This is a genomic window from Glycomyces rhizosphaerae (assembly GCF_042647865.1).
Classification (GTDB): Bacteria; Actinomycetota; Actinomycetes; order Mycobacteriales; family Micromonosporaceae; genus Glycomyces; species Glycomyces rhizosphaerae.
Genome location: NZ_JBHRWO010000021.1, coordinates 899557 through 916648, shown reverse-complemented (window position 1 = coordinate 916648; position 17092 = coordinate 899557). Strand labels below are relative to the sequence as shown.

Annotated in this window: 14 protein-coding genes; 3 read left to right on the top strand and 11 right to left on the bottom strand. The window is 68.0% G+C overall.

Annotation, left to right across the window (positions count from 1 at the left end):
• Window positions 1-63: 63 nt before the first annotated feature.
• The gene (locus ACFO8M_RS24545) at window positions 64-3459 is read right to left on the bottom strand and encodes a family 43 glycosylhydrolase (RefSeq protein ID WP_387980410.1); all 3396 of its coding nucleotides are present in this window, start codon (window positions 3457-3459) and stop codon (window positions 64-66) included.
• Between the two features lie 223 nt (window positions 3460-3682).
• Between ACFO8M_RS24545 and ACFO8M_RS24540 the strand changes: the two genes are divergently transcribed.
• Both ACFO8M_RS24540 and ACFO8M_RS24535 read left to right on the top strand, forming a co-directional pair.
• On the top strand, window positions 3683-4159 hold the full coding sequence (locus ACFO8M_RS24540; RefSeq protein ID WP_387980409.1) for a nuclear transport factor 2 family protein: 477 nt from the start codon (window positions 3683-3685) through the stop codon (window positions 4157-4159).
• Window positions 4160-4281: 122 nt separating this feature from the next.
• On the top strand, window positions 4282-4452 hold the full coding sequence (locus ACFO8M_RS24535; RefSeq protein ID WP_387980408.1) for a hypothetical protein: 171 nt from the start codon (window positions 4282-4284) through the stop codon (window positions 4450-4452).
• 104 nt (window positions 4453-4556) lie between these two features.
• Here ACFO8M_RS24535 and ACFO8M_RS24530 read toward each other — a convergent pair whose 3' ends face one another.
• Window positions 4557-5828 carry an ROK family transcriptional regulator gene (locus ACFO8M_RS24530; RefSeq protein ID WP_387980407.1) on the bottom strand — a complete coding sequence of 424 codons (1272 nt, stop codon included), beginning with the start codon at window positions 5826-5828 and terminating at the stop codon, window positions 4557-4559.
• Window positions 5829-6023: 195 nt separating this feature from the next.
• Here ACFO8M_RS24530 and ACFO8M_RS24525 point away from each other — a divergent pair, with 195 nt between their 5' ends.
• Window positions 6024-7526, top strand: a complete 1503-nt coding sequence (locus ACFO8M_RS24525; protein WP_387980406.1) for a cellulase family glycosylhydrolase — start codon at window positions 6024-6026, stop codon at window positions 7524-7526.
• Window positions 7527-7829: 303 nt separating this feature from the next.
• Here the strand turns inward: ACFO8M_RS24525 and ACFO8M_RS24520 are convergent, their stop codons facing one another.
• The 9 genes from ACFO8M_RS24520 to iolC form a co-directional block, all read right to left on the bottom strand.
• The gene (locus ACFO8M_RS24520) at window positions 7830-8138 is read right to left on the bottom strand and encodes a transposase family protein (protein ID WP_387980404.1); all 309 of its coding nucleotides are present in this window, start codon (window positions 8136-8138) and stop codon (window positions 7830-7832) included.
• A 72-nt stretch (window positions 8139-8210) separates the two neighbouring features.
• The gene (locus ACFO8M_RS24515; protein ID WP_387980402.1) at window positions 8211-9068 is read right to left on the bottom strand and encodes a sugar phosphate isomerase/epimerase family protein; all 858 of its coding nucleotides are present in this window, start codon (window positions 9066-9068) and stop codon (window positions 8211-8213) included.
• The gene (locus ACFO8M_RS24510; RefSeq protein ID WP_387980401.1) at window positions 9065-9904 is read right to left on the bottom strand and encodes an ATP-binding cassette domain-containing protein; all 840 of its coding nucleotides are present in this window, start codon (window positions 9902-9904) and stop codon (window positions 9065-9067) included. Before ACFO8M_RS24510 ends, ACFO8M_RS24515 begins: the two co-directional genes overlap by 4 nt.
• 5 nt (window positions 9905-9909) lie before the next feature.
• Window positions 9910-10998 (bottom strand): ABC transporter permease, encoded by a 1089-nt coding sequence (locus ACFO8M_RS24505; protein WP_387980400.1) that lies wholly within the window; start codon window positions 10996-10998, stop codon window positions 9910-9912.
• A 14-nt stretch (window positions 10999-11012) separates the two neighbouring features.
• Window positions 11013-12515: a CoA-acylating methylmalonate-semialdehyde dehydrogenase gene (locus ACFO8M_RS24500; RefSeq protein WP_387980399.1), complete on the bottom strand. Its 1503-nt coding sequence runs from the start codon at window positions 12513-12515 to the stop codon at window positions 11013-11015.
• Between the two features lie 15 nt (window positions 12516-12530).
• Complete coding sequence (iolD, locus tag ACFO8M_RS24495; RefSeq protein ID WP_387980398.1) at window positions 12531-14408, bottom strand: 3D-(3,5/4)-trihydroxycyclohexane-1,2-dione acylhydrolase (decyclizing); 1878 nt, start codon at window positions 14406-14408, stop codon at window positions 12531-12533.
• The gene (gene iolB / locus ACFO8M_RS24490; RefSeq protein ID WP_387980397.1) at window positions 14405-15232 is read right to left on the bottom strand and encodes a 5-deoxy-glucuronate isomerase; all 828 of its coding nucleotides are present in this window, start codon (window positions 15230-15232) and stop codon (window positions 14405-14407) included. The genes iolD and iolB overlap by 4 nt, the downstream gene beginning before the upstream one ends.
• The gene (locus ACFO8M_RS24485) at window positions 15229-16101 is read right to left on the bottom strand and encodes a Cgl0159 family (beta/alpha)8-fold protein (RefSeq protein ID WP_387980396.1); all 873 of its coding nucleotides are present in this window, start codon (window positions 16099-16101) and stop codon (window positions 15229-15231) included. The genes iolB and ACFO8M_RS24485 overlap by 4 nt, the downstream gene beginning before the upstream one ends.
• Entirely contained in the window at window positions 16091-17059 is a 969-nt protein-coding gene (gene iolC, locus ACFO8M_RS24480; RefSeq protein WP_387980395.1) for a 5-dehydro-2-deoxygluconokinase, read from the bottom strand. The genes ACFO8M_RS24485 and iolC overlap by 11 nt, the downstream gene beginning before the upstream one ends.
• Window positions 17060-17092: the final 33 nt, after the last annotated feature.

Genomic DNA, 17092 nt, shown 5'->3' with positions numbered 1-17092 from the left:
GCCGCGACGGTCGCCGCGGCCTTGTTCCATCGGCCCCGAGGGACCGCCGTCCAATCCGCGGCGCTATCCGCAGGTGTGCTCCCCGTAGTGCGCCGCCACCTCGGAGCCGACACGACCGTCCGCCGTCGCCGAGACCGTCACGTCGCCAGGCGCCACCGACGCGGAGCGTGTGGCGAACGCGATCGATACCGACTTGCCGGGGGCGACGGCCGCGAACGTCTTCGTCCCGAACACCGAGGCGATGTCGATGTCGGCCGCGACCGCATCGGTGTTGCGCGCTGTGACGACGAGCGAGACCTTGCCTGCGACACAACGCGTCGAAACCGTCGCGGCGACCGCGACCTCCGGTGCCTTCACCGTCACGACCGCTGTCACCGTGCGGTGCTCCGGTGCGACCTCCTGCTCGGCTGTGACGGCGAGGTCGAGCGTGCCGTCGGCGCGCACGTTGACGCTCTTGACCGCGGTCTGCCGGTCGGGGTCGTAGAGCCCGCCCGCGCCGGCCTGCCCGGCGTGCGGGTCGGGGTACGGCCGCGCGTGGTAGACGAGCGCGAGGTTGCCCGCCTCGTCGACGACGAAGGAGTTGTGCCCGCCGCCGACGTGCGCGGCGCCGCCGATGGAGCCGTCGACGGTGTCGTACGACGTGAGCAGCGGGTAGTCCCGCGCCGTCCACGAAGCGGGGTCCATGATGTCGGCGTTCGCGTCGGCCTGCAGGAGACCGAGGGTGTAGTACTTGTCGACGGTGGCGCCGCTGTAGGTCAGGTAGATGCGCCCGTCGTGCTCGACGACGTAGGGCCCCTCGACGACGCACTGGTCGACGCCCTCGTTCGTCGAGGAGTACGAGCCCTCCTGCTTGCCGTAGTGGAAGGGCTTGCTGCAGCCGTAGATCGTCGTCGTCGCGCCCGTCGTCTGCGGGACGACGCCCTCGCCCATCTGCGCCTTCACCACGCGGATGGTCGCCGCGCTCGGGATGAGGTAGTAGCCCTGGCCGTCCTGTTCGAAGTAGGTCACGTCGAAGGCGGCGACTCCCGGCAGCTCGATCGGCGTCCCCCAGTAGGCGGCGTCGAGCATCTTCCCGTCGCTGACGTCCTGCTCCGAGCCCGTGAAGGGGATGAGCACCGTGACGTCGGGGAAGCTGCCGCCCTGCGACCACCCGCGGTTGACGCCCACGAGGATGTACCACGTGCCGTTGATCTTGTGGAACTCCGGCGCCCAGATGAACCCGCTGTAGCCGTACGTGTGGCCGGCGACGTTGTCGGGGTCGACGATGACGTGCTCGGGGGCCGTCGCAAGGCCCTCGATCGTCGCGGCCCGGCGGATGCCGATGTTGCGGTAGCTGGTCGCCTGGACGATCTCGCCGTCCCACGGCTCGGTGTAGTGCGAGCCGGTCGCGTAGTAGTGCCCGTCGTCGGCGTTGTAGAAGACGTGCGGGTCGGCGCGGCCTGCGATGAACGGGAAGTCGTACGACGACTGCTGCACGGTGCCGGTCACGGTGTACTCGCCCGGGGTCGAGGTGTCGACGGCGGCGAGCTCATCGGCGTTCCATGCGACGTCGAGGTTCTTGGTGGAGCCGTCGTTGTAGGCCATGGTCGCCTGCGGCAGGTCGTCCGCTGTCAGCTGGTCTCCTCCGGAGACCTCGACCGCGATGGGCTCGACGCCGGTGTTCTGCAGGCCGCGGTAGGTCTTCGTGAAGGCGTCGAACTCGGCTGCCGACAGGGAGAGTTCGGAGGCCTGCGCGGCGAGGGCGCCCTCGGGGAGCGCACCGCTCGGCGTGTCGGCGACGGGATCGGCGTCGAAGGTCGCGCTCGGAGCGGCGCCCGCCGCGAGATCGGCGAGTTCGGAGACGAAGCCCGCGCCGGAGGCGTCGCTCCAGAAGACCTTGTAGACCTGCGCCGCGGCGTCCCACACGATCGACGGGTCGCGGACGACCCCGCTCTCGGCGATGCGGATGAGCCGCTGGTTCGCGAAGGTGCGCCCGTCGCCGTCCCAGACGTAGATGCCGGTTCCGGCGTCGTTCTGCGAAGCGACGGCGCCGAGCGAGCCGTCGGCGGCGCGGAACAGCGTCGGCGAGCCCATCTGGTTGTTCGGCGCGGCGCTCTGCGTGCCGTCCCAGGTGACGTAGAGGATGGCCTGGTTGCGGTTGAGGGCCGTCCACGTCTCGTCATCCTCGGCGCGCGCTGCGACGTAAAGGGCGTCGGAGCGACGGTCGTCGGGGTACGCCAGGAGGTCGCCCGCGCCGGTCTTCACGAACGATGCGATCGAGCCGCCGTCGTCGAGGATCTCGACCTCGGCGCTGACCGGGTCCGCCCCCTCGATCTCCGCGGTGAGCGTGCCCGCCACGGTCTCCGCCGGGCGCGTCACGACGCCGTCCTGCGCCACGATGCCGGGCACGCTGAACGACCACGAGATCGCGCGGCTGCGCGTCGAGCTCGGAAGGTCGCCGGACACCTTCGCGGGCAGCGCGAAGGAGCGCTCGGGCGAGACGGCGACGAGCGTCGCCTCGATCTCGCGCGTCACGCTCTGGCCGCGAACGGTCGCCGTCGCGGTGAGGAGGACCTGCTCGTCCTGGTCAGTCGGCAGACTCACGTCTGCCGTGACGCCGTCGGCTCGGACGACGACGGCGGGCGACGAGGAGCTCCAGGTGACGGTCCCGCCGCCGGTCGGCAGGGCGGCGACGCTGCGAGCGAGGGACACGGTTCCGAGAGCGCCGAGCGTCTCGCCCGCGACCTCCCCGGCGTCGGCCGCGGATGCCTGCGCGACCTCGGCCGCCGACAGCGCGCGGTCGTAGACGCGGAAGCTCGAGATGCGGCCGCGGAAGTTGGGGTCGTTCCATGCGCTCTTCGCGATGAAGTTCGCGGTGTGGTCGGCGATGCTCGCGAGGTTGTTCGAGGTCTGCACCGACACCTGCTGCACCCCGTCGACGTAGAACGCGAGGGTCGAGGTCGTCGTGTCGGCGTTCTTCGCGATCGTCGCCGTGACGCTCTGCCAGGCGCCCGCCTTGAGCTTCGTCGTCGAGTTCGCGACCGTCGCGCCCGTGTTGCCGGAGAGGCCGATCTGAGTGCCGGGGCGCGGTGGATGGGCGAACCACTGCCCCTTCGCGGGTGACGTCGTCGCGAGCCCGCCGATGTTCCACAGGAAGTTGTTGCCCGTGAGCGTCGCCGCGTCGGGCGCCGTCTCGACGACGATCGTCGCGGAGTCGCGCCCCTTCAGGAGGTCGTCGGGAAGGTCGACATAGTTCGGTCCCGTGAACGCCAGCGCGCCTGCGCCCCATGCCCCGCCGCCGACGAGGGCGGCGTCGCGCCCGTTGCCCGACACGTCGTAAAGCGTCGTCCCCGCCGTCTCGGAGAAGTCGTACGCCGCCACGAGGCCGTCCGCCGGCGCCGTCTCGGCGAGAGCCGGCTGCGCCGTGCCCGCCGCCAGACAGAGCACCGCGAACGCGGCCATGAACGTCCTTCGCTGCATGTCAGCGCCACCTAGCCTCATCGCTATCGGGTGAGCCCGACCAACGCACGACCGCGAGGAACGCGACCGGCTTCAGCCGACCGGTCACGAGCAAGTCGACGCGACCACAGAAATGTTACCGGGAACAATTCAGCTGCGTCAATACCTGCGCGGAGGGGCACGACCGGCGCGAGTTTCGAGCGGCTCCCTGATGGCGGCCGCGTCGACTGCTTTACTTTGCGGTATGACGGCACGCGACGACTTCCTCACTTGGGTCCACACCGAGCTCAGGGAGGCCGAGATGGCACTCCATCAGGGCGACGCCTCCGGTCGGCGGGCGATCTGGTCCCGCAATGAGCCGGTGACGGTCTTCGGTGCGTGGAGGAACGCGCTCGGCCGAGCCGAGGTCGACGCGCTGTTCGCCTACCTGGAGCAGACATTCTCCGGTTGCAGGTCCCATGAGTACGAGATCCTCGCCGCCGACGTCATGGGCGACATGGCCTACACCGTTGGCATCGAGCACACGCAGGCCACCGCTGAGGGCGAGGATCGCGCCTACTCGCTGCGCGTGACCCAGATCTACCGGCGCGAGGCGGGCGAGTGGAAAGTCGTCCACCGACACGGCGACGAGTCCCCTGAGCGGGACCAGGCCGTGTTCGAGAACTTGGGAAGTCCCCGATTAAATCCGTTGTGTTGCAACAGGATCTCGCGGGACTCCTGACAGGGTGTGGGCGAAAGTCGTTGATGCCGGCCATGGGGTGAAGTCGTTGAGGGCGGCCCCGTGCTCCCAGTGCGTGAAGAACCGGTCTCTTGGGAGGGCGTCGCGTTCGTAGCATCTTGGCCATGACCACGTTCGAATTCGAAGCAGTCTTCCTCGCCCGGTACGGGCAGACTCAGTGGAACACGGCAGGGCGCAAGCAAGGGCAGCTCGACTCGGCATTGCTACATGACCCCGCATCAACGTTTCGCGGGCCTGCGCTGTGGTTCGGGCAAGACGTTCAAACGCAGTTTTGAAGCGCAGTGAGTGGCGGGTATGGGATCGATCCATACCGCCTCGTGGTGCGTTCACTTGACTCGACAGGTACCGGGGCTCGAGGAATCTGCGCCCGTTCTCGGGGCTAATCACCCGCGACCGCGACTACCGGTCGGGCATGGCTGCCGGCACCCCTCCCCTCCTCAGTCCGAGTCCGGCCATGGGTCAGCTCGCTTTGCAGCACGAGGGCCGCTGCGCCGATCGCTGCTGCGTCGGGGCCGTTGACCGACGGCATCACCCGCACCGGGTGCGTCCGCCAGGTGACGGTGCGGCGGTCCACTTCCTCCTGGATCACGGTCTGGTAGATGGAGCCCGCTACCGCGAAGCTTGGACCGGCCAGGACGATCGCGTCCACATCGAAGAGGATGGTCATGGTGACGGCGGCGGCACCGAGGTAGCGGGCCGACCGCTCGATGAGGTCACGGGCGGCCGGATCGCCGGCGTTGGCGGCAGCCGCGATCCGCGCGAACTCGGTGAGGAAGTCGGCGGTGTCGGGGTCGGGCACCAGTCGCTCGGCCAGCGCGGGCGTGGCCGCGGCCTGCCGGACCAGGGCTGACGGTCCGGCGTAGTTCTCCAGGCAGCCGACGTTGCCGCACGGGCACTGGTCGCCGTTGACGTCGATCGACATATGGCCGAGTTCCACGCTGTTGGAGGAGCTGCCTCGGTATACCTCGCCGGCGACCACGATCCCGCCGCCGATCCCGCTGGCCATGTAGATGCAGCCGTAGGTGCTTCGTCGGTCGACCGCGCCCATCCAGTATTCGCCGATCGCGGCGGCCGCGGCGTCGTTGTCGAGCAGCACGGGCAGGCCAAGGCTCTGCGCGAGTCGCTCCGCGACCGGGTATTCGAGCCATGGCTCGGAGGGCTGCGGGCTCAACAGCACCCCCGCGCGGCGGTCCTGCGGGCCGTAGCTGACCAGCCCGACCCCCAGCACCCGGTCGCGGTCGACGGCAGCCGTGGCCAGCAGGGCGTCCACCTGCGAGGCGATCATCGGCAGTGCCTGGTCCGGCGGCATCGACGCCACACCCTGGAACGAGGTTCGGGCCACCGGCCGGCCGGCCAAGTCGACGATGACGATGACGCAGGCGTTGCGCTCCATCTGGACTCCGACGCTGTAGCGGGCCCGGGGGTCGAGCTGCACCAGCGTGCGCGGCTTTCCGCCGGTCGGCGCACCTCGGCCGGCCTCGACGACCAATCCGTCGTCGATGAGCTCCCGCACGAGCTCGGAGATCGTGGCGCCGGTAAGACTCGTCGCTGCCGCGAGCTCCACCCGGCTGATCGTGCGGGCCGCACGGATGGCGTCCAGGATCAGACCCCTGGTCCTCGATTTGTTTGTCCACGTCGGGCTGAGCGCCACGTGTGCCTCCTTCGCTGTACTTTGTCAGGCTGCCTTACTTACCCGCCTGCTTGCCCTTTCGCCCATTTCGCCCGATCGGCTGCACGATGATCACTAAGCATAGATTCATGTGAATGCTTGACTTTATTCGGGTGCCTAACTAAGGTGATAACGGAAGCGCTCCCATACGTCCCTCACGAGAATCAAGGAGCTTAGATGCGACATCGTCAGACACTGTTGGTCGCCGGCGCCGTCGGCACACTGGTACTGGGTGGCTTGGCAACGGCGACCCTTCCCGCATCGGCGGCCACCTCGGGCTGCGCGGTCACCTATACCGTGCAGAGCGAGTGGCCGGGCGGGTTCCGCGCCGACCTGGACGTCACCAACCTCGGCGACGCGATGTCCGACTGGACATTGACCTTCGACTTCCCGAACGCCGGCCAGCAGGTCACCCAGGGCTGGAGCGCCGGCTGGACCCAATCCGGCGCCAGCGTCTCCGCCGCCAGCACGAGCTGGAACAGGTCACTGGACACCGACGCCTCCACCTCGATCGGGTTCGTCGGTACATGGCGCGACGCCAACCCAGAACCGGCGTCCTTCGCGCTCAACGGCACGCCCTGCACCGGCTCGACGACACCTACCGGGGGCCCGACGACCACCCCCAGCGAGGACCCGACCACCTCCCCGCCGGACGGTCCGGCGCCGCAGCTCAGCGTCTCCGGCAACCAGATCGTCACCGAGGACGGCGAGCCGTACCGGCTGCTGGGTGTGGACCGGTCCTCCGCTGAGTTCGCGTGCGTGCAGGGCAAGGGCCTGTTCGACTCCGGCCCGGTCGATCAGGCGTCCGTCGACGCCATGAAGGCCTGGAACATCCACGCCGTGCGCCTCCCGCTCAACGAGGAGTGCTGGCTCGGCCTCAACGGCTCACCCAGCGGCGCCGCCTACCAGGAAGGCATCAAGGACTACGTCGATCTCCTGGTCGCCAACGGCCTCAACGTCATCCTCGACCTGCACTGGACCTGGGGCGCCTACACCACAGGACCGGACTGGCATTGCACCGATGTGCACGCCACCTGCCAGAAGCCGATGCCCGACGCGCAGTACGCCCCGCAGTTCTGGGCCGGCGTCGCCGACACCTTCAAGGGCAACGACGCCGTCGTCTTCGACCTCTTCAACGAACCGTACCCGGATATGGCCAGCAACTGGGACAAGACGTTGGGCTGGCAGTGCCTGCGCGACGGCGGCACCTGCGCCGGCATCGAGTACGAGGTGGCCGGTATGCAGGACCTCGTCGACGCGGTCCGCGACACCGGCGCCACGAACATACTCATGGTCAGCGGGCTTGAGTGGACTAACGACATGCGGGAATGGCTGGCCTACATGCCGAATGACCCGCTGAACAACATCGCCGCGTCCTGGCATTCGTACAGCTTCAACCGGTGCGTGACCGAGTCCTGTTGGGACGGTGAGATTGCCCCGCTGATGCAGGAGGTGCCGGTCGTGCTCGGCGAGTTCGGCCAGGACGACTGCGGGTTCGACTACATGCAGGGGCTGGTGGACTGGGCCGACGCGAATGGTTTGGGCTACCTGGCGTGGACCTGGAACCCGTGGGGCTGCACCAGCGGCGCGGTCCTCATCAAGGACTGGTCCGGCACTCCGGAGCCCGGTGTCGGCGAAGGCTACCGGAGCCACCTGCTCACCCAGAGCCCCTACCTGTGACCCGACGAGACGCTTAGGCCGTGTTTACGGACTGAGAAAGACTCCTGTTGAGTTCCGTTGTGCCACAACAGAACTCAACAGGAGACTTCCATATCGAACCAATTTCGGCGCGGGGATCTGTCCGAGCATCCACACCATAAGGGTCTTATTCGAACCTAGGACAGAAGTACAACAACGCACGCAAAATTCGCGAAACTGGACTTTCTGGCAGCGGCCGAGAACCTCCCGATCGTGCCGGCCGCTCGAAATTATCGACCAGTAACTCCGCTATATCAATGAACGCATACGAAAACACCGGGAACATCATCGATGTTCCCGGTGTCCGTTTGTCGGGCTGACAGTGTGTTGGTTCAAGGCATAGGAGATGCCGAAGCCGGGGGCGAGCTGCTCGTAGGTGTGGCCTTGATACAGGTAAGCGAGGGTGAGCAGGGCCTGGGCGCCGGGGTCGAGCACCCGCCAGCGGGACCCGATGGTCCGGCGGTGGGCTCGGATGAGCCGGGCGGTGAAGGTCAGGGTGCGGCTCGACAGCGGCAGGCCGCCTGGAACAACAGAATGGAAGCTCCTGGGAGACGACGTGTTTGGCGACTGTTGTTGTACCAGGAGCTTCTTCATTGCCGTGCAACGGAACTCACTCAGGATGAGAAGGGTTCAATCTAGGTCATGTGCAGCGTCTTGCGGTCTCGCTCAAAGGAGCTCCTTGCGGACCCGGTCGAGGTTGAATCGGAAGGACTCGAGAGCCCGTTCCTCCCAGGCGAAGACGGCGACGGTGGCGATGCCGTCGAACTTGAGGTCGCGGAGCGCTGTGAAGAATTCGTCCCACGGAACTTCGCCTTGGCCGATGTCGAGGTGCTGGTGGACGCGGGCCGGGGTGCCGGGTGGGTTGAGGATGTAGCGGAGGCCGGAGGAGGCCATGGGGTTGAAGGAGTCGGCGAGGTGCAGGTGGGCGAGCTTGTCGCCGGCGCTGCGGAGCATCTCCCCCACGTTGCCCTTGCCGTTGGAGACATGGAAGGTGTGGGGGGCACAGTAGACGTACTTCACCCACGGCTTGTTGATGGCGCGCACCAGGTTCAGGCCGGCTTCGTGTTCTTCACAGAAGTCGTCCGGGTGAGGTTCGAGGTTGAGGGCGATGCCCTCGCGCTCGAAGATCGGCAGGAGTTCCTCCATGGAACGCCAGAACTGCGCCTCAGATTCGGCCGCTTTTTCGGGGCGGCCGTTGAACTCCGAGTTCATCTGGTCGACGCCGAGTTCGGCGGTGATCTCGATGGCCCGCTTCCAATAGCGAACGGCGGCTTGGCGTTCGTCCTCGTCCGGGCCCGACCACTTGTACAGCGGCAGGACGCTGGCGATCTTGACTCCGGTCTCGTCGAGGGCCGCTTTGAGTTCCTTGATGCGGTCGGCGTCGGCCCGGGGGTGGACGAAGAACGGCATGAAGTCGTCGCGCGGGCTCAGCTCGATGTACTCGTAGCCGAGGTCGGCCACGGCGCGGACCATGTCGGTGAGCGACAGGTGCCGGATCATGGTGGGGTCAACGGCGATCTTCATCGGTCGGATCCTCCCTGGTCGTGGACCGCGCCGATCTCGGGCGCTTCGATGCGTTGGAGTTCGTGCTTGAGCGCGTCGAGCTCGGCCCCGCCGGACATGTGGTGGGTCAGGTCGTCAAGCGTGAGCTCCTTGCGCGGCGCCGAAAGCTCCAGCTCGCCCTGGCGCAGCACCGCGAAGTGGTCGCCGACGAGGAACGCGTGATGCGGGTTGTGGGTGATGAAGATGACCCCGAGCCCGGCGTCGCGAGCCGCAGAGATGTACTTCAGGACCACGCCGGACTGCTTGACGCCCAAAGCGGCCGTGGGCTCGTCGAGAATGAGGACCTCGGCGCCGAAGTGGATCGCGCGGGCGATCGCCACGACCTGGCGCTGGCCACCCGAGAGCGTGCCGACGGGCTGGTCGATGTCGGGCACCTGGATGCCCATCTTCTGGAGTTCCTCGTCCGCGGTGCGGCGCATGGTCGCCACGTCGAGCCGCCGCACGGGCCACGGGCCCTTGGTGAGCTCGGAACCGAGGTAGAAGTTCCGCCACACCGATTGCTGCGGCGTGAGGGCGAGGTCCTGGTAGACGGTGGCGATACCGCGGTCCAGGGCCTCGCGCGGAGAGGCGAAGCGGACCTTCTCGCCCGCCACACGATAGGCGCCCGAGTCGTAGCCGTGCAGCCCGGAGATGATCTTGATCAAAGTGGACTTGCCCGCGCCGTTGTCGCCGAGGATGCAGGTGACCTCGCCTTGGCGGACGGACAGGCTCACGCCGCGCAGGGCGTGGATGTTGCCGAAGTTCTTGCCGATGTCGGTCAGTTCCAGGATCGGCGGTTGCTTCTTGTCGACGGCCATGTCGGTCACCTCCGCTGGGTGCGCACGCGCACCCACATGTTGAGCACCACCGCGACGAGCAGGGTGGCGCCGATGAAGAACTTGAACAGGTCCGGGTTCCAACCGGCGAAGACGATGCCCTGGTTGGTGAGACCGAAGATCAGGGCGCCGATCGCGGCGCCGATGGCGGTCCCGTAGCCGCCCATGAGGGCGCAGCCGCCGACCACCGCCGCGGCGATGTAGATGAGCTCTTGGCCCACGCCGCCGCCGGACTGGATGCTGGAGAACAGGAACAGGTTGTGCATGCCCATGAACCAGGCCATGAAGCCCACGGCCATGAACAGGCCGATCTTGGTCCACTTGACCGGGACGCCGACCGCGCGGGCCGCGTCCTGGTTGTCGCCGACCGCGTAGATCCAGTTCCCCGCCTTGGTGCGCAGCAGGATCCAGGTGGCGATCGCGGTGAACCCCAGCCACCACAGGACCGTGACGCGAACGCCGACCCCGCCGATGTCGATCGTGGAGGCGAACACGGCCTTGGCCGACTCGAATCCGTCCATGTCCGAGATCGAGGGGCTGGAGACCGCGCCGGTCACCAGGCGGGTGATGAACAGGTTGAGGCCCTGCAGGATCAGGAACGCCCCCAACGTGATCAGGAAGCTCGGCAGTCTCGTCTTGGTGACCAGCCACCCGTTGAGGAACCCGATCCCGAGCGAGAACACGAGCGCGAACCCAACGCCGACCCATACGTTCACTCCGAACCACCAGGTGAACATGCCCCCGGCGAGTGCGGAGGTGATGACCGCGACGCCGGCGGAGAGATCGAACTCGCCGCCGATCATCAGCAGCGACACCGCGACGGCCATGATGCCGATGGTCGAGGTCGCATACAGGACCGTCGAGACCGCGTCGAGGCTCCGGATCGGCGGTGCGACCGCGAAGAACAGCACCACCACCGCGATCGCGCCCATGAGGGAGCCGATCTCGGGCCGGCCGGCGATCCGGCGGAACGTGGAGCGTTGCGATACGCGGGCGGCACGGTTGTCGGGCCCGGAGGCCGCGATCGGTGATGCGGCGCCGTCCGCGGTCTGCGGAGAGCTTTCAGTGGCAGCCATTGCTACTGGTCCTCTCATGAGTGGGTCGGGAAATGGAAGGCGGCGTCGACGGTCTGGCGGACCTCGGGCCAGCGGCTGGTGACGGTCTTGGCTCGCGTGTAGAAGCGGACGCCTTCGGGGCCGTGGATGGGACTGTCGCCGATGAGCGAGTCCTTCCAACCACCGAAGGAGTAGTAGGACATCGGGACCGGGATGGGGACGTTGACGCCGATCATCCCGACCTTCACCTCCCGCTGGAAGCGGCGCGCGGCCGCACCGGAAGAGGTGAAGATCGCGGTGCCGTTGCCGTACGGGTTGGCGTTGATCAGCGCGATCGCCTCGTCCACGTCGGCGGCGCGGGCGATGCCCAGGACGGGGCCGAAGATCTCCTCTTTGTACGCGTCCATGTCGGTAGTGACCCTGTCCAGGAGCGAGGGACCGACGAAGAAGCCCGCTTCGTGACCAACCACGTCGTAGTCGCGGCCGTCCACGACGACCTCGGCGCCCTGGTCCTGGCCGGAGGCCACGGCGCGGATGACGCGCTCCTTGGCGGCAGGCGTCACCAGCGGTCCCATGTCGGACTCCGGGTCCTCGCCGGGGCCGACCTTGACCTCCTCGGCCTTGCGCTTGAGGACCTCCACCAGAGCGTCGCCGGCCTCGCCGACCGCGACACCGATGGAGATGGCCATGCAGCGCTGCCCGGCCGAGCCGAACGCGGCCGCGGTCAGGTGGTTCGCGGCGAACTCGATATCGGCGTCGGGCAGGACCACGGCGTGGTTCTTCGCCCCGCCGAGCGCTTGGACGCGCTTGCCGGTCGCGGTCGCCTTCTCGTGCACGTACTTCGCGATCGGGGTCGAGCCGACGAACGAAACGGCGGCGATGTCCGGGTGGTCCAGGATCGCGTCGACCGCGGTCTTGTCGCCGTGGACGACGTTGAACACGCCCTCGGGCAGGCCCGCTTCGGCGTACAGCTCGGCGACGAGGTTCGAGACCGACGGGTCGCGCTCAGAGGGCTTCAGGATGAACGTGTTCCCGGTGGCGATGGCCATGGGGTGCATCCACATCGGGACCATGATCGGGAAGTTGAACGGCGTGATGCCCGCGCAGACCCCGAGCGGCTGGCGGAAGTTGAACACATCGACGCCTCGGGACACCTGGTCCGAGAACGAGCCCTTCAACGCGTCGGCGATGCCGCACGCGTACTCCACGACCTCGCGGCCGCGGATGATCTCGCCGCGCGCATCCTCGATCACCTTGCCGTGCTCGGAGGAGATCAGCCGGGCCATCTCGTCCTCGTGCTCCATGAGGAGCTCGCGGAAGCGGAACATGATCTTGGTGCGCTGCGACAGCGACGAGTCGCCCCAGGCTTCGAACGCCTTCGCAGCCGAGGCCACGGCCGCGTCCACGTCGGCGGTCTCGGCGAGCAGGACGTGCTTCTGCTCCTCGCCGGTCGCCGGGTTGAACACGGTGCCCGTCCGGGTCGAGGCGCCGCGCGTGTACGCTCCGCCGATCCAGTGCTCGATCGTCTTCGTTGACATGATCTTCCGGTCCCCCTAGAGATAGTGGCGCTGGGTGCGCTTGTGGTCGGCGTAAGTTTTGTAGGCCTCGCGGGTGGAGTCGAGTTCGGACACTTCACTGACGGGCACGTCCCACCACGCGGATCCGGGCGGGTTCGGGCCTTCGAGGTCGGTGTCGACGTGGACGACCGTGGTCCTGGTGCTCGCCTTGGCTTTGGCGATCGCCTCACGGAAGCCGGCGACGCCGTTCGCGGTGATGACCTCGGCCCCGAAGCTGGCCGCGTTCGCGGCCAGGTCGACCGGCAGGGTGTCGCCGTCGAGCTGGCCCGACTGCTCGTCGCGGTAGCGGTACTTCGTGCCGAAACGCTGGGAGCCAAGGGATTCCGATAGCGCGCCGATGGAGGCGAATCCGTGGTTCTGGACGAGCACGATGATGACCTTCAGGCCCTCGGAGATCATGGTCGTGATCTCGGAGGAGAGCATGAGGTAGGAGCCGTCGCCGACCAGGACCACGACCTCGCGGTCGGGTGCGGCCATCTTGGTGCCGATCCCCGCGGCGATCTCATAGCCCATGCAGGAGAACGCGTATTCGACGTTGTAGGCCTTCGGGTCGCGTGCGCGCCAGAGCATCTGGAGGTCGCCGGGCATCGAGCCGGCCGCGTTGATGACCACGTCCGAGTCGTCGAGGGCCTCGTTGAGAACACCGAGGATCTCGGTCTGGGCCGGCAGCGGGCCATGCCCGATCGTGAAGCAGCGGTCGGTGGTCGCCCGCCATGCGGCCGCCATTTCACGTGTCTCAGCCCTATACGCCTCGGGCACGGACCATTCGGCGAGGGCGTCGGCCAGCGCGGTGATGCCGGTTTTGGCGTCGGCGAGCAGCATTTCGGCCGAGTGCTTGGCCGCGTCAAGCCTGGCGACGTTCAGGTTCGCGAACACGACATCGGGGTCGGCGAAGAGCGTGTGGCTGGCGGTGGCGAAGTCGGAGTAGCGGGTGCCGATGCCGAGCACCACGTCCGCTTCGGCCGCAAGCATGTTCGCGGCGGCGGTGCCGGTGGAGCCGAGACCGCCGACCGCGCACGGGTGGTCCCACGGGACCGCACCCTTCCCCGCGTGCGTGTCCGCAACCGGGATGCCGGTGGCTTCGGCGAAGGCCCGCAGTTCGGCCATCGCGCCGCTGTAGACCACGCCGCCGCCCGCGACGATCAAGGGCCGCTCCGCGTTTCGCAGGAGCGCGGCGACGCGATCGACTGCGTCCGGCTCCGGTACTGGTCGGCCGATGCGCCAGGTGCGCTTGCGGAAGAACTCGACCGGCCAGTCGAAGGCCTCGGCCTGCACGTCCTGCGGCAGACACAAGGTGACCGCTCCGGTCTCGACCGGGTCGGTCAGCACCCGCATGGCGGCCAGAGCGGCCGGGATCAACTGCTCGGGTCGCGAGATGCGGTCGAAGTACTTCGAGACGGGCCGGAACGCGTCGTTCACGGTGACATCGCCTGCGCGGGTGTCCTCGAGTTGCTGCAGCACCGGGTCGGGCACCCGGGAGGCGAACATGTCGGAGGGCAAGAGCAGCACGGGGAGCCGGTTCGTGGTGGCGAGGGCCGCGCCGGTGATCATGTTGGTCGAACCCGGGCCGGTCGAGGCCGTGCACGCGAACGTCTGGAGGCGGTCGCGCATTTTCGCGAACGCGGCCGAAGCGTGGACCATGGCTTGCTCGTTCCGCGCCAGGTAGTAAGGCAGGTCGGCCTCGCCGGTTTGGGCGGCTTGGAGGAGCGCCTGTCCGAGCCCGGCCACGTTCCCGTGCCCGAAGATCCCCCACACACCCGGGATGAGGCGCTGCTCGATGCCGTCCCGTTCCGAGTACTGGGCGGCGAGGAACCGCACGAGCGCTTGCGATGTCGTCAGGCGGATCGTGCTCATCGGGCGCCTCCCTTTGTCTCCCAGGTGGATCGGATCCAGGCGTGGGCCGGGTCGTCGCTGATCAGCCAAGCGCGGTCCTCGCCGGGACCGGCCATCACGTTGAGGTAGAACAGGTCGTACCCCGGGGCGGCGGCGCTGGGGCCGTGCCAGCCGTGCGGCACGAGGACGACGTCGCCGGAGCGGACTTCGGCGGTGACGTCGATCGGGCGGTCCGGGGTGCCGTAGACGCGGTGGAACGCGAAGCCATCGCGAGCGACCTCGAAGTAGTAGATCTCTTCGAGCACAGACTCTCCCTCGCGCTCCTCGTCGTGCTTGTGCGGCGGGTACGAGGACCAGTTGCCGCCGGGCGTGATCACCTCGCACACCAGGAGTCGGTCGGCGTCGAACGTGCCGGGCAGGCAGTAGTTGCGGACCTGCCGTGCGCACGTTCCTGCACCCCGGTCTTCGACCGGGACCGCTTCCGCTTTGCCGTAACGGGCGGGGAGTCGCCGCTCGCACTTCGCGGAGGCCAGTGCGAATCGGCCGCCTCTCGCGCTCGTCACTGTGGCCTCGGTGCCCCTTGGCAGGTAGGCGAAGTCGGTCACGCCATCGAAGACGCTCTTGCGGCCTTCGAGTTCGAACAACTCGCCGTCGCAGGTGATGGTGCACCCTCCGGACAGCGGCAGCACGAGAGTCTCGGCGTCGCCAGTCGCGAACGTCGTGCCCCAGGGGCCGAGTTCGAGGATCTTCAGTCCGGAGTAGCCCCAGCCGGCGGATTCGGGCGTGACAACCGTGTCGTACTGGCCGTCCGCAGTGGATTGAGCGGGAAGGTGGTAGCGGCTCACAGCAGCTTCACCACCTTGTCGATCGCACCGGCGACGTCGCGGTCGGCGGGGTAGAGGAGGGACCGGCCCACGGTCAGGCCGATGACGTTCGGCAGGGCGAGCGAAGCGCCCCATTGGTCGCGCATGGCCTCGATGTCGGCGACTTCGCCGCCGAGCATCACGATCGGCAGCGTCGAAGCGGCCGCGACCCGGTCCATGCCGGGGACGGTGGGGAGTTTGAGCCAGGTGTAGGCGGAGGTGGCGCCGAGTCCGGAGGCGATCGCGGCGGACTTGATGACGGCTTCAGTGGAGAGGTCGTTGACGATCCTGCCGTCGACCCATGCGGAGATGAAGGGTTCGACCATGGCGATGCGTCCGAGGGCCGCGAGTTCGTTCACCGCGTTGGCGGTGTGCTCGAGGACCGAGGGGGTGGAGGGGTCGTCGAGGGCGATGCGGGTGAGGGTCTTGCCGCCGTCGAAGCCCATCGCGTGGATGGTCGCGGCGTCGTAGCCGGTGAAGCGGTCGTCGATCTCGAATGTGGATCCGGCGAGGCCGCCGCGGTTCATCGAGCCGAAGACCGCTTTGCCGTCGAGCGCCCCGAGCAGCAGCAGGTCCTCGATGATGTCGGCGGTCGCGAGCAGCCCGTTGCAGCCGGGGTTCGCGAGGGCGATGCGGAGCCGGTCGAGCAGGTCGCCGCGGTCGGCCATCGCCAGCGGGTCGCCGCCGGTGCCGAGCGCGCCGCGCGCGGGGTGGTCGGCGGCGATGATGAAGCACTTGCCGCTGGGCCCCACCGGGCTGTCGGCCTTGATACGTTTCGCGGCGGCTTCGGCGATCGCGCCGGGCCGGTGCAGACGGGTGTCGGCGAGCGAGGCGAGCGTGTCAACGTGCATCGGCACTCTCCTTCAGTTTGTGCTCGACCTCAGCCGCGGTGGGCATGGCGTCCGAGCAGGACAGTCGGCCGGCGACGATGGCGCCCGCCGCGTTGGCGAATGCGATGGTGCGCTCGACGTCCCAGCCTTCGAGGAGGCCGTGGCACAGGGCGCCGCCGAAGGCGTCGCCGGCGCCGAGGCCGTTGACCACGTCGACCGGGACGGGCGGCACTTCGACCGGGCCGGAGCCGTCGTCAGCGAGGACGCCCTTGGGGCCCTGCTTGACCACGGCCAGCGACGCCCCCGCGGCGAGCAGCGCCTTGGCCGCCGCGAGCGGTTCGCGGACGCCGACGGCGGTCTCGCATTCTTCGAGGTTGCCAACGGCCACAGTCACATACGGCAGGGCGCGTTGGACCTGTTCGCGGGCTTCCTCTTGGCTGGACCAGAACATGGGGCGGTAGTCGAGGTCGAGGACGGTGATGCCGGACTTGCCGCGCGCCTCCAGAGCGGCGAGGGTGGCCGAGCGGCTCGGCTCCTGGCAGAGTCCGGTCACGGTCACCCAGAAGACCTTCGCAGCGCGGATCGCGTCGAAGTCGAGTTCGTCGGGGTTGATCTCCAGGTCGGGGGCCTTGGGTTCGCGGTAGAAGTAGATCGGGAAGTCGTCAGGCGGGAAGATCTCGCAGAACGTGACCGGCGTCGGAAGCCCACGGACTTCGATGACGTACCGGTCGTCCACCCGGTAATCGCGCAGAGCTTGATGGATGAAGCGTCCGAACGGGTCCGCGCCGGTGCGAGTCACGACCGCGCTGGAACGCCCGTAGCGGGCGGCCGCGACTGCAACGTTGGTGGGGCTGCCGCCCAGGAACTTCCCGAACGAGGTCACCTCGTCCAGGCCCACGCCGATCTGGTTCGGGTAGACGTCCACGCCGACCCGCCCCATGGTGAGGACCTCGAACGGTGCTGATGTCTCTGACGACACCGGTTGACTCCTTTGCGTTGGGTGGGGCCGCCC

What these genes read in the sequence shown, in the direction of transcription:
- ACFO8M_RS24545 (WP_387980410.1), bottom strand. Translation starts at nt 3,459, where the DNA reads ATGCAGCGAAGGACGTTCATGGCCGCGTTCGCGGTGCTCTGTCTGGCG.
- ACFO8M_RS24540 (WP_387980409.1), top strand. Translation starts at nt 3,683, where the DNA reads ATGACGGCACGCGACGACTTCCTCACTTGGGTCCACACCGAGCTCAGG.
- ACFO8M_RS24535 (WP_387980408.1), top strand. Translation starts at nt 4,282, where the DNA reads ATGACCACGTTCGAATTCGAAGCAGTCTTCCTCGCCCGGTACGGGCAG.
- ACFO8M_RS24525 (WP_387980406.1), top strand. Translation starts at nt 6,024, where the DNA reads ATGCGACATCGTCAGACACTGTTGGTCGCCGGCGCCGTCGGCACACTG.
- ACFO8M_RS24520 (WP_387980404.1), bottom strand. Translation starts at nt 8,138, where the DNA reads ATGAAGAAGCTCCTGGTACAACAACAGTCGCCAAACACGTCGTCTCCC.
- ACFO8M_RS24515 (WP_387980402.1), bottom strand. Translation starts at nt 9,068, where the DNA reads ATGAAGATCGCCGTTGACCCCACCATGATCCGGCACCTGTCGCTCACC.
- ACFO8M_RS24510 (WP_387980401.1), bottom strand. Translation starts at nt 9,904, where the DNA reads ATGGCCGTCGACAAGAAGCAACCGCCGATCCTGGAACTGACCGACATC.
- ACFO8M_RS24505 (WP_387980400.1), bottom strand. Translation starts at nt 10,998, where the DNA reads ATGGCTGCCACTGAAAGCTCTCCGCAGACCGCGGACGGCGCCGCATCA.
- ACFO8M_RS24500 (WP_387980399.1), bottom strand. Translation starts at nt 12,515, where the DNA reads ATGTCAACGAAGACGATCGAGCACTGGATCGGCGGAGCGTACACGCGC.
- iolD (WP_387980398.1), bottom strand. Translation starts at nt 14,408, where the DNA reads ATGAGCACGATCCGCCTGACGACATCGCAAGCGCTCGTGCGGTTCCTC.
- ACFO8M_RS24485 (WP_387980396.1), bottom strand. Translation starts at nt 16,101, where the DNA reads ATGCACGTTGACACGCTCGCCTCGCTCGCCGACACCCGTCTGCACCGG.